General features: G+C 70.1%; 9 protein-coding genes. All 9 read right to left on the bottom strand.

Features of this window, described 5'->3' with window-relative positions; all coding sequences use genetic code 11:
* Nucleotides 1-178: 178 nt before the first annotated feature.
* Nucleotides 179-1,006 carry a hypothetical protein gene (locus QL983_RS07620; RefSeq protein WP_197458584.1) on the bottom strand — a complete coding sequence of 276 codons (828 nt, stop codon included), beginning with the start codon at nt 1,004-1,006 and terminating at the stop codon, nt 179-181.
* A gap of 32 nt (nt 1,007-1,038) precedes the next feature.
* On the bottom strand, nt 1,039-2,280 hold the full coding sequence (dcm, locus tag QL983_RS07615) for a DNA (cytosine-5-)-methyltransferase (RefSeq protein ID WP_223247475.1): 1,242 nt from the start codon (nt 2,278-2,280) through the stop codon (nt 1,039-1,041).
* 260 nt (nt 2,281-2,540) lie between these two features.
* The gene (locus QL983_RS07610; RefSeq protein WP_051995213.1) at nt 2,541-3,161 is read right to left on the bottom strand and encodes an AMP-binding protein; all 621 of its coding nucleotides are present in this window, start codon (nt 3,159-3,161) and stop codon (nt 2,541-2,543) included.
* Nucleotide 3,162: 1 nt separating this feature from the next.
* Entirely contained in the window at nt 3,163-4,257 is a 1,095-nt protein-coding gene (locus QL983_RS07605) for a S66 peptidase family protein (RefSeq protein ID WP_069941811.1), read from the bottom strand.
* 83 nt (nt 4,258-4,340) lie between these two features.
* On the bottom strand, nt 4,341-5,921 hold the full coding sequence (locus tag QL983_RS07600) for a long-chain fatty acid--CoA ligase (RefSeq protein ID WP_223247476.1): 1,581 nt from the start codon (nt 5,919-5,921) through the stop codon (nt 4,341-4,343).
* Between the two features lie 39 nt (nt 5,922-5,960).
* Nucleotides 5,961-7,142: an acyl-CoA dehydrogenase family protein gene (locus tag QL983_RS07595; RefSeq protein ID WP_069941810.1), complete on the bottom strand. Its 1,182-nt coding sequence runs from the start codon at nt 7,140-7,142 to the stop codon at nt 5,961-5,963.
* Nucleotides 7,143-7,188: 46 nt separating this feature from the next.
* Nucleotides 7,189-8,040 carry a CoA transferase gene (locus tag QL983_RS07590; RefSeq protein WP_044658735.1) on the bottom strand — a complete coding sequence of 284 codons (852 nt, stop codon included), beginning with the start codon at nt 8,038-8,040 and terminating at the stop codon, nt 7,189-7,191.
* On the bottom strand, nt 8,037-10,214 hold the full coding sequence (locus QL983_RS07585) for a 3-hydroxyacyl-CoA dehydrogenase NAD-binding domain-containing protein (protein ID WP_070709039.1): 2,178 nt from the start codon (nt 10,212-10,214) through the stop codon (nt 8,037-8,039). Before QL983_RS07585 ends, QL983_RS07590 begins: the two co-directional genes overlap by 4 nt.
* Before the next feature lie 46 nt (nt 10,215-10,260).
* Complete coding sequence (locus QL983_RS07580; RefSeq protein WP_069941808.1) at nt 10,261-11,475, bottom strand: acetyl-CoA C-acetyltransferase; 1,215 nt, start codon at nt 11,473-11,475, stop codon at nt 10,261-10,263.
* Nucleotides 11,476-11,481: the final 6 nt, after the last annotated feature.

Genomic DNA, 11,481 nt, shown 5'->3' with positions numbered 1-11,481 from the left:
CTCGCCGCGGCCTACCCCGACCGGATCAACCCCTACCTGTGACCACCCCGCTTACACAGACAAGTTGACACGCCCGCGAACGGCGAGCTCAGGCTTGGTGTCCCGCGCTCGGTTCGCGACCATGATCCTCCGCGCTGCACAGCTGGAGGCCCAAGATCTTCCGTTGTTGCCTTTGTCTTCAGATCCCACTGAACTGCGTGTCGTAGCGCGTGGCCATGCGCATGATCATCGAGTCGTAGTGAAAAGCGTCCCCCGGCTGCGGTGCGGGTCGGGAATGAACGACTTTCACAGGACTGTCATCGTTCCGAAGGTCGAGGACAGTTACGCCAATTGCATCAAAACCGATACCGATGGAACTGGAACGAGTCCGAAGAGTATTAAGGGTGTCCAACACCCGTTGACAATCACCGGGCTGCTTGTGAGAAGTGACAACGGGTTCCTGCCCGAGATGAATGCGCTCAACGTTTGCAGGGTTAGAACTTACAAACACGTCTGCGACATTAACCTGTGCGTATCCAATCGCCAAGGCTGTCTGGCTCTCACCGTGTACAGAGATGTGGGAACTGGTCAATTCATCATGAAGACGCGGAAGTGACTTGACGTGAGCAGTCATCGTGGCCTTAGCTTCTAGAGCCACCAGAACCGACCCGACAGGCGCCACAGGAATATCTGGTAGCGACGTCAGCTCGCCCATCTCTTCTCCGGAGAGGTTCATGTTGTAGCGCTGCGCGAGAGAGACCAGGGACTCGCCGCGGGCCGATGTCGCCGCTCCTCCTGGTCGGGCGATGACCAAGTCAAGCACCTTGCTCTTCTTCGTTTCGAAATCACTCAACTTCAGATTGACACCAAGGACAATCTTGCCGTCGCGGGCATGTTGCCGCATCACACTCGACGAGCGAAGCAAGTCGAAGGCGACGCCCCAACTGGCCACTTTTCCATGACGATCTGATCGAGAATGATATTGCCAGCGAATTCCATATTTGGTGGGGTCTGCCGGTTCGCTCATGGTTCGAGCCAGAATATCGGGGCCAAACACGTTCATGCCTCCAACTTGGTAATCAGCTGATCTTCAGTCAATGCCCTGTCCGCCTCAGCCACAGCCTCGCGGAATCCCGGATATCGGCCCAAGTTCCCCTGGAGAAGGCGCGAACGGAAACCCGACACCGCACGCCGGCTCAACGCCGGGGCTGACGACACGTCAACATGCTCCAGCAAGTGCTCATACGGTTCCAGAGTGGGAAATTCGCTGGCCTCCACTCGCCATCGCTTCCCGCCCATACCAGCAGCAGCGTTCGGCCACTGCCTGGATGAGCCCCAATCGACGGAGGGGCACACCACTTCGCCTGGCGCGAAGACTCGCCGAGCCACCCACTCTGCAACACGCACCGAGACTGCATTGCCAAGGAGTTTGCTCCGGGTTCCGCGCGTCCGCGCAGCGCTCAAGCCGAAGTCGAGATCAGTCCACCCGCGGGGGAACCCCTGCAATGATTCCATTTCTGCTTCCCTCGGCACCACCAAGGCGCGAGTGGCGTCCTCCGCGCCACGGACCCAAATGGCAGGAGGTGAAGCGATGCCGATCGTGGAGCCACCCTTGAGCGTCGGAATCGCGTCGGGTGCCCACCCCAATCCACCCTTACCCTCCGTCCAGTAGAATCCAAAGGCGTCGGAGGAATAATGATCATCAGGGCGTGACGCCGCCTCGTCCGCAAAAAGGACCTCCGACGGGTTGAGGTTCACCGAGGCAACAACGATTACACGACGGCGCCTCTGCGGCAGTCCCGTAAAACGAGTGTCGACGACCCGGTAAGCCCAAGAGTATCCAAGGGTCTCCATCTCCTGGACCAGGAACTCCATCGCAGCACCCTTGTCGAGGGCCAGCATGTTGGGGACGTTCTCAATGAGCAGTGTGGGAAGTCGTCGTCCAGCAGAGATGCGACGCCGAAGCAGCTCGAACAAATGCGTCACCAACCCGGACTGCTCCCCGCGAATGCCCGCAGTTCGACCTGCCTGTGAGAGATCCTGACAGGGGAACCCAGCGGAAAGTATGTCAGTTGCCTCCGGCAGGGATGCCAGCTCTCGAACGTCTGGGTGCAGCTCAGCACCGGGAAACCGATTCTTCAGAACGATTTGAGCAGGGGCCCAAGACTCACACAGAAGATCTGTCTCGACCTTTGATCCCAACGCATTGTGGAAGCCCTGCTCAATGCCACCGATACCTGCGAATAGACCCGTCAAGTGGACCATACGACGCCTACCTCTCTGCATGGCCTGGTGGGCCATGACCTACGACTCTACCCGTGTCCAGCTCGGCCCCACATGGAGCCGCGGGACGGTGAGATGCTGTCTGAGGCCATCGTCTCGCGCACCCCGGACACGTTAGGCGAAACTGCCCACGAGCGGTCCACCGCACTCAAGGTTCTCCTCATTCGGTGCGGACCGCACGCCTAATGACAAGCTCAGGGTTCTTGTCCACCGTCGTGAAGATCGGGGCGGGGCTCCACTCGCCCTTGGGATACGTCCAACCAGTCAGATCAGGCCCCTCACCGCAGCAGGTCCTTCACGATCTTCCCCGTCCCGTTCTTCGGCAACGAGTCCATGAGCGTCACCGGCTGCGGCCCCTTGTACGAGAGTAGGCGCTCGCGCACGAACGCGGAGAACTCGGCCTCGGCGACGTCGGGGTGCACATAGAGCGCATCCTCGACCTCGCGCGGGTACACGTTGTAGCCGTTGCGGATGTTGATGTCCTTCAGCCGGCCCACGATCCGGTAGTAGCCCTCCTCGTCCCGCCGGGCGAGGTCGCCGGTGCGGAGCCAGCCGTCGTCGTCGAACGCGGCGGCCCCGGCCTCCGGCAGGCCCAGGTACCCGGACATGACCACGGGCCGGTGGATGCGCAGCTCGCCGGGGGTCTCGGTGTCCCTCTCCGGCACCTCCACGCCCTCCGGGGTGACGATGCGGAACTCCACACCCTCCAGCGGCCGCCCCACGGTGCCGGGGCGGCTGGGGCCGTCCATGGGGTTGAAGCACACGGGCCCGCAGGACTCGGACAGGCCGTAGGCCTCGCGCACCGGCACGCCGAAGGCCGCCTCGGCCTCGGCCTCCCGCAGCGTCTCCACGGCCAGTGGCGCGCCGCCAGAAAGCACGTAGCGCAGCGCGCCGATCAACTCACCCGAACTCCGCCCACACCCGCCTCTCCACCCCATCCACGGTCATCACGCCGCCGTGCGGCAGCACCCACTGCGGCCGGGTGTGGCCGAACGGGACGCCCACGCACACCACCGCGTCCGGGTTGTAGCGCCCGACCTCCTCCACCACCACATCGGCCTGCTCCGCGCTCCGCCGCGCCCGCTCCTCCGCACCGCGCGGCGCCTCGAAGGAGCTCGTCGGCGGGCGGGCCGCCAGCACGGCGTCCACGGCGCCGAGCACGCCGCGCTCCCCCAGGATCCGCAGCAGCCGCCGCACCTCGCCGGCGCTCGGCAGCTCCTCGCTGGTCTCGATGAGCAGCACACCGCCCTCGAGCACCGCCATGTCCGCAGGCCCGCGGCCGGCCGCCATCACCCACGGCAGCACCTCGAGGCAGCCGCCCCACGTCCGGCCGGTCACCGCGCGCCGCGGCCCGGCCCAGCGCCACGGTGAGGCGCCCTCGCCGACGCCGCGCGCGCCGTCGTCGTGCGGGCACGGCACCGGATCCCGCTCGCCGAACTCGGTGAGCGCCCGCGGGTCCAGCCAGTCGACGCCGTGGTCCTCCGACTCCCCCGGCTCCGTGATCTCCAGCCGCCCTCCCGTCAGCATGGCGGCCCGCATGGACGCGGCGTGCACCTCATCCACAGCCGGCCCCGGCCCCAGGTGCACCTGGGTGGAGCCTCCGTAGAAGCTCGCCACGCCGTTCGCCCACAGCCACTGGTGCAGGTTGGTGTTGTCGCTGTAGCCGAGGAACGGCTTGGGGTCCGCGCGCACTGCGTCCGCGTCCAGGTGGCCGATCACGGTGATCTGGTCCTCCCCGCCTACCGTGGCGATCACCGCCCGGATCTGGGGGTCCGCGAACGCCGCGTTCAGGTCCCGCGCCCGGTCCTCGGCGCTCGCCCCGAGCTGCCGGGTGGTGGGGTACTCGACCGGCACCAGTCCGGTCACCTCGGCCAGGCGGCGCATCGCCTGCTCGTGCACCGCGGGCGCGAAGCCGGGAGCCGCGAACGACGGCGAGACGACGGCGATCCTGTCGCCCGGCTGGGCCTTGGGCGGGTGGACGAGCGGCTGAGTCATACCGGGAGCGTAGCGAGAGGCCATCTGTCCGTCGTTCCTCTCACTCAGACCAGACCACCCGTGTCCAGACCGCCACACGCCCCTCACCCCTGACGCAGCTCGCGGCGCAGGATCTTGCCCGTGGCGTTCTTCGGCAGCCCGTCCAGGACGGTCACCTCCCGCGGCTGCTTGTAGCGGGCCAGCCGTTCGGCCGCGAACGCCTGGAGCTGCTCCCCCGTGACGGCGCTGCCCGGGGCCAGCGAGACGAAGGCGGCGATCTCCTCGCCCAGCCGCTCGTCCGGCACACCCACCACGGCGGCCTCGACCACGTCCGGGTGCTCGTAGAGGACCTCCTCCACCTCGCGGGGGTACACGTTCATGCCGCCGCGGATGATCACGTCCTTGAGCCGGTCCACGATCATCACGTACCCGGCCTCGTCCCGGCGGGCGATGTCCCCGGTGCGGAACCAGCCGTCCTGGTCGAACGCCGCCGCCGTGTCCTCCGGGCGGCCCCAGTAGCCGGCCATGATGCCCTCGCCCCGGATGCGCAGCTCACCGGAGGTCTCGAGGTCCTCCTCGGGCACCTCGGTGCCGTCCATCGCGACGATCCGGAACTCGAAGCCGTCCACCGGCCGGCCCACGGTGCCCGGGCGGGTCGGCGCGTCCACGGGGTTGAAGAAGCACGCACCCGCGTTCTCGGACAGGCCGTAGCCCTCCAACACGGGCACGCCGAACAGCTTCTCCGCCGCGCGCAGCGTCTCCACCGGCAGGCTCGCACCGCCGGAGAGGGGCATGCGCAGCCGCGAGAAGTCCTCCGGCTCGGCCCCGGCCTCACGGCGGGCCCGGGCCACGGAGAGGAACGCCCCGTGCATGGTGGGCACGCCGGGCAGGAACGTGACGCCGTGGTCCTGCAGCTGGTCGTAGGCGGCCTCCGGCACGAACCGCGGCATCAGGGACAGGGTGGACCCGGCGAACACCGCCCCGTTGAGCACCACCGAGAGCCCGAACACGTGGAACATCGGCAGCGCCGCGAACACGACGTCGTCCGGGCCGAGCCGGCCCAGGCCGGTCGCCGTCGCCATGGCGTTGGAACGCAGGTTCGTGTGCGTCAGCCGGGCACCCTTGGGCCGCCCCGTAGTGCCCGAGGTGTAGAGCAGGACGGCGTCGTCGTCGGGGTCCCGCAGGGTGATCTCCGTGACCGGGGCGATGCCCTCGGCGGCGCACTCCCGCCCGACCGCTTCGAGGTCCAGGGTGACCACCTCGACGTCGACGTTCCCGGCCACCTCGTCCACGGCCGGCAGCCCGGGCATGGCCCAGAGCACGCGCGCCCCGGAGTCCTCGAGGAAGTACTCCAGCTCACGGGCCGTGAACAGCGGGTTGAGCGGCACCATCACCGCACCCAGGCGCATGAGCGCCTCGTAGACCGCCACGAAGGCCGGGACGTTGGGCAGCAGCACGGCCACCCGGTCCCCCGGGCCCACCCCGCGGTGGCGCAGCCAGCCGGCCGTCGCGGCCGTGACCTGGTCCAGTTCGCGGTAGGTCATGCGGGCCTCGCCGATCCGCAGGGCCACGGCATCCGGCTGCCGGGCCACGGTGGCCGAGAGCAGCTCGGCCACATGACCCCGGCGCTCGGTGGGCCGGCCGTGGGTGGTCGCGGAGGTGTCGGGGGTCTCGGAGGTGGTCACGGTGGCTCCTGATCTGGTGGGGCGGTCGTCGGAGGGGGTTCAGAGGAAGGCGGAGTGACCGGTGAGGCCGCGGCCCACGATCAGCGAGTTCACCTCGTAGGTGCCCTCGTACGTGAAGATCGCCTCGACGTCGCAGAAGAACCGGCCGAGCCCGACGTCGGCGAGGATGCCGTTGCCGCCCATCATCTGGCGGCCCAGCGCGGCCGACTCGCGGCACATCTGGGAGGTCTTCAGCTTCACCAGGGAGGCCTGCGTCATGGACACCTCGCCGGTGGCCTCCAGCTGCACCGCCCGGTGCGCCATGCCCAGGGTGGCCGCCAGGTTGGCCGCGATCTGCACGAGCAGGGACTGCACCAGCTGATGCCCGGCGATCGGCCGGCCGAACTGAGTGCGCTCCAGCGCGTAGCGGCGGGCGGCGTCGAGGATGCCCTGCTGCGCGCCCACGGCCTGCCAGCCCAGGCCGTTGCGGGAGCCCAGCAGGATCACGTTGGTGTCCGCGAAGGTGTTCGCCTTCTCCAGCTTGTTCTCCGCCGGGATGCGCACGTCCGTGAAGGTGATGTCCGCGTTCTGGACGATCTTCACCGCGGTCTTGTGCTCGATCTTGGTGGCCTCGTAGCCGAGGGTGTCGGTCTCCACGATGAAGCCCTTGACCTGGTCGTCCTCCTCGTCCCGGGCCCACACGATCGCGATGCGGGACATGGTGCCGTTGCCGATCCACCGCTTGGCCCCGTTGATCACCCACTCGTCCCCCTCTCGGCGGGCCGTGGTGGCCATGCCGCCGGCGACGTCGGAGCCGTGCTCCGGCTCGGTCAGCGCGAAGCAGCCGGTGTACTCCATCGCGTACAGGCCCGGCAGCCACGTCTGCTTCTGCTCCTCCGAGCCCAGGGCCTCCAGGGTGGCCCCGACGAGGTCGTTGTGCAGGGCGAAGTACACGCTGAGGGAGATGTCCGCGCGGGCCAGCTCGGCCATCAGGTGCCCGCGGAACAACGGGTCCTCGGTCATGCCGCTGATGTGGTTGTAGCCCAGCTCCCCGACGCGGCGGGCGATCTCGTGCGGGAACTCGTCCCGGCTCCAGGCCTCCGCCACGTGCGGGGTGACGATCTCGGCCAGGGCGGCGCGGATCTCCGTGAGCTCCTCCTGCTGCTCGGGCGTCAGGAGGCGGTGGTACTCGAGGACGTCGACGTCGATCAGCGAGCGGGTGCGGGAATCCGTGGTGGTCATGAGGGGCTCCTGGAGGTCGTTCGAGGGGGGTGCTGAGTCGTGGGGGTCAGGCGGTGGGGCTGGCCAGGGCGGTGAGCGGGATGCCCCGCTCCTCCCCCCATGCCTGCCAGTGGGCGGCGTCGTGCCGGGAGAGGGCCTCGGTGAGCTGCGCGCGGACGTCCCCGTCCGCGTCCAGCCCGAGGCCCTCGACAAGCGCGGCCGCGAAGTGCGGCTCGAGCGCGCCGACGGCCACATGGCCCTCGGCCGCCGGATACACCCCGTAGTGGGGCAGGGCCCCGCCCAGGGGGCTGCGCGGGCCCGTCATGCGGTGCCGGTTGGGCAGGGCCAGGGCGTGCGCCGCATCGGCGAGCGCCACCGTGGCATGCCCGCCGTCCCCGTCCGCGCCGCGGGCCCACAGCAGGGCCAGCGCGGCGGAGACGGCCCGCTCGGCACCGTGCAGATCCGCCGCGAGGATCCGCGGTGGAGCCCCCGGCGCCAGCAGGCCCGCCGCGGCCTGGTAGTTGATGTCATGGCCTGGCACGTCCGTGCGGTCCCCGTCGTATCCGGTGATGTCCACCTGGCAGATCCGCCGGTGGCGGGCGCGGACGGCGTCGGCGTCCAGGCCCAGCCGGCGCAGCGCCCCGGAGCGGTGGGAGGTGAGGAACACGTCCGCCTCGGCCAGGATCTGCTCCATCTCGGCAGCCCCGGCCTGGGACTTCATGTCCACGGTGCGCACCGACTGCCCGCGGTGCAGCTCCTCGTAGAGGGCCGGCACCAGGGTGGCCACGGGGTCCCCGCTGGGCGGGAGCACCGTGACGATGTCGGCGCCCAGCTCCTGCAGGCGGGCCGCGGCGACGGGCCCGGGCAGGTTCAGCGCGATGGTCACCACGCGCACCCCGGCCAGCGGTGCGGCGCTCATCGGCCCGGCCCCTCGCCTCGCTCGGCCAGCTGCCGGAGGGTGCCGCCGGGACGGAACCGCTCGCCGTAGCGGTCGGCCAGCTCGTCGGCGCGGGCCACGAACGCGGCCGGTCCGCCCTCGCGGTGCGTCATGAACGTCACTGGCCCACCGGTGTGCGGCGGGAAGCCGATGCCGAACACGCCGCCGAGGTTCGCCGAGGGGGCGTCGGTGAGGACGCCGTCGTCGAAGCAGCGAGCCGTCTCGATGGCCATGCGGTACAGCAGGCGGTCCTGCAGGTCCTGCTCGGGCACGTCCGCCCCGGTGGCGAAGTGCTCGGCCAGGCCTGGCCACAGGTGCTTGGGGCCCTGTTCCGGGTACTCGTAGAAGCCGGCGCCCTGAGCGCGGCCCGGGCGGCCGAACTCGTCCACCATGCGCTCCACCACGCGCTCGCCCGGACGCACCGGACGCTCACCGCCGGCCTCGGCGACGGCCTTCTCCTCCTCGCGGCGGATGTGCTGGATCAGGGTCAGGGAGACCTCGTCCATCATGGCCAGCGGGGAGGCCGGGAAGCCGGCGTGGCGGGCCGCCCGCTCGATCCGCTGCGCGTCCACGCCCTCCTCCACGAGGGCCGCGGCCTCGAGCACGAGCGTGCCGTAGACGCGGGAGGTGTAGAAGCCGCGCCCGTCGTTGACCAGGATGGGCAGCTTGCGGATCTGCTGCACCAGGTCGTAGGCGCGCTCCACCGTGCGCGGGGAGGTCTGCTCACCACGGATGATCTCCACGAGCTTCATCCGGTCCACCGGGGAGAAGAAGTGCAGGCCGATGAAGTCCTGGGAGCGCTCCCGCGGGCCCTGCAGCAGGGTGATCGGCAGCGTGGAGGTGTTGCTGCACAGCAGGGTGTCCGGGCCGACCACCTTCTCCACCTCGGCGAACACCGAGTCCTTGAGCTCGACGTCCTCGAACACGGCCTCGATCACCGCGTCCACGTGCGCGAGGTCCTGATAGTCCTCGGTGGGCTGCACGCGGGCCAGGACGGCGTCGGCGTCCTCGCGGCTCATGCGCCCCTTCGCCACGCGCCCCTCGAGGAGGGCGCCCACCCGCTCACGGCCGCGCTCGGCGGCCTCCAGGCTGACGTCCTTGAGCATCACGTCCACGCCGTTGAGCGCGAGCGCGTGGGCGATGCCCACGCCCATCATCCCGGCGCCCAGCACCGCCGCCGTGGTGATCGTGCTGCGCTCGCGGGAGGGACCGCCCAGGGCCGCGCCGGAGCGCAGCGCCTGCATGTCCGAGTGGAACGCCTGGATCATGGCGGAGGAGGTGTGGCCCGTCACGAGGGACACGAAGTACCGGGTCTCGATGCGCGAGGCGGTGTCGAAGTCCACCTGCGAGCCCTCCACCGCGGCGCTGAGGATCGCCTTCGGGGCGGGCAGGTCCGCGCCGTGGAGCTGCCGGCGCAGGGTGGCGGCGAACGCGGGCAGGCGGGAGGCGAAGGAGGCCTGGGCGGGGGTGCCGCCGGGGATCCTGAAGCCCTTGACGTCCCAGGGCTTCGCGGCGGCGTCGGCGTCGTCGCGGTGCTCCAGGATCCAGCGCTTGGCGGCGGGCACCAGGTCCGCGGGGTCGGTCACGACCTCGTCGAGGATCCCCTTCTCCATCGCGGCCCGGGCGTCGCGGGCGGTGCCCTGCAGCAGCCAGTCCATCAGGGCGCGCTCCACGCCCACCATGCGCACCAGGCGGGTGATGCCGCCGCCTCCGGGCAGCAGGCCCAGGGTGACCTCCGGGAGGCCGACCTTCAGCCCCGGGTCGTCCACGGCGATGCGCCGGTGGCAGGCCAGCGCGATCTCCAGGCCGCCGCCGAGCGCGGTGCCGTTGATCGCGGCGACCACGGGGCGGCCGAGGGTCTCGAGGCGGCGCAGCTGGCCCTTGACCCGCTGCGTCAGCGCGAACACGGACTCCACGTCCTCGGGGCCGGCCTGGGCCAGGGAGTCCAGGTCGCCGCCGGCGAAGAAGGTCTTCTTCGCGCTGGTCAGGACGACGCCGGTCACCGTGTCCCGTTCCGCCTCCAGGCGGTCCACGACGGCGTCCATCGCGTCCTGGTACCGCTCGTTCATCGTGTTGACCCGCGCCTGCGGGTCGTCCATGGTCAGCGTGACGACGCCGTCGGTGTCCTGGTCCCAGGTGATCATGTGCTCACTCATGCCGGTGCTCTTCCTGCCGTGCTGGTCGGTCGGGTGGGTGGGGCGCTCAGACGCGCTCGACGATGGTGGCGACGCCCATGCCGGCGCCGATGCAGAGCGTGGCGATGCCGGTCCGCAGGTCGCGCCGCTCGAGTTCGTCCACGAGGGTGCCGAGGATCATGGCGCCGGTGGCGCCCAGGGGGTGGCCCATGGCGATCGCGCCGCCGTTGACGTTGGTCTGCTCCTCGGTCCAGCCCATCTCCTTCATCAGCAGCAGCGGCACGGCCGCGAACGCCTCGTTGATCTCCACGAGGTCGATGTCCGCGGCGGTCATGCCGGCCACCTCGAGGGCCTTGCGGCACGCCGGGGTGGGGCCGGTGAGCATGATGGTGGGCTCGGAGCCGACGACGGCGGCGGAGACGATCCGGGCCCGCGGGCTCATCCCGGCCCGCCGGCCGGCCTCCTCGGAGCCGATCAGCGTCAGTGCGGCGCCGTCGACGATGCCCGAGGAGTTGCCGGGGTGGTGCAGGTGCTCGATCTCCGCGAGCGAGCTGTACTTCTCCAGCGCCACGGCGTCGAAGCCCGCCTCCCGGCCCAGCGCCTCGAAGGAGGGCTTGAGCTTGGCCAGGGTCTCCACGGTCGAGTCGGGGCGGATGGTCTCGTCCCGGTCCAGCACGGTCATCCCGTTCATGTCCGTCACCGGGACCACGGAGCGGGCGAACCGGCCCTCCTGCCACGCCGCCGCAGCACGGCGGTGGCTCTGCGCGGCGAAGCTGTCCAGCTCTGCGCGGCTGAAGCCCTCGCGGGTGGCGATCAGGTCCGCGGAGACGCCCTGCGGGATGAAGTCGGTGGCCAGGGAGGTGGCCGGGTCCATGGCCCACGCGCCGCCGTCGGAGCCCATGGGCACGCGGGACATGGACTCCACGCCGCCGGCCACGAGCAGGGACTCCCAGCCGGAGCGGATGCGGGCGGCGGCCTGGTTCACGGCCTCGAGCCCGGAGGCGCAGAACCGGTTCAGCTGCACGCCGGCCACGGTCTGCGGCAGGCCCGCCTTGAGGGCGGCCACGCGGGGCAGGACCGCGCCCTGGTCGCCCACCGGGCTGACGCAGCCGAGGATCATGTCCTCGATGTCGGCGGGGTCGAGCCCCTCATGGCGGTCGCGCAGGGCGTGGGTCAGGCCGACGACGAGGTCGATCGGCTTGACCTCGTGGAGGGAGCCGGAGGGCTTGCCGGCACCGCGCGGCGTGCGGAGGGCGTCGTAGAGGAAGGCGTCCTGGGTCACGGGGTC

It is taken from the genome of Micrococcus sp. APC 4021 (genome assembly GCF_030407635.1).
In the GTDB taxonomy this organism is placed as follows: Bacteria; Actinomycetota; Actinomycetes; order Actinomycetales; family Micrococcaceae; genus Micrococcus; species Micrococcus luteus.
The sequence above is the reverse complement of the archived record's forward strand: the minus strand, read 5'-3'. Positions and strand labels throughout refer to the sequence as shown.

Bases quoted from the DNA above. Each gene is read 5' to 3' on its own strand.
- QL983_RS07620 (WP_197458584.1), bottom strand. From the start codon at position 1,006: ATGAGCGAACCGGCAGACCCCACCAAATATGGAATTCGCTGGCAATAT.
- dcm (WP_223247475.1), bottom strand. From the start codon at position 2,280: ATGGCCCACCAGGCCATGCAGAGAGGTAGGCGTCGTATGGTCCACTTG.
- QL983_RS07605 (WP_069941811.1), bottom strand. From the start codon at position 4,257: ATGACTCAGCCGCTCGTCCACCCGCCCAAGGCCCAGCCGGGCGACAGG.
- QL983_RS07595 (WP_069941810.1), bottom strand. From the start codon at position 7,142: ATGACCACCACGGATTCCCGCACCCGCTCGCTGATCGACGTCGACGTC.
- QL983_RS07590 (WP_044658735.1), bottom strand. From the start codon at position 8,040: ATGAGCGCCGCACCGCTGGCCGGGGTGCGCGTGGTGACCATCGCGCTG.
- QL983_RS07585 (WP_070709039.1), bottom strand. From the start codon at position 10,214: ATGAGTGAGCACATGATCACCTGGGACCAGGACACCGACGGCGTCGTC.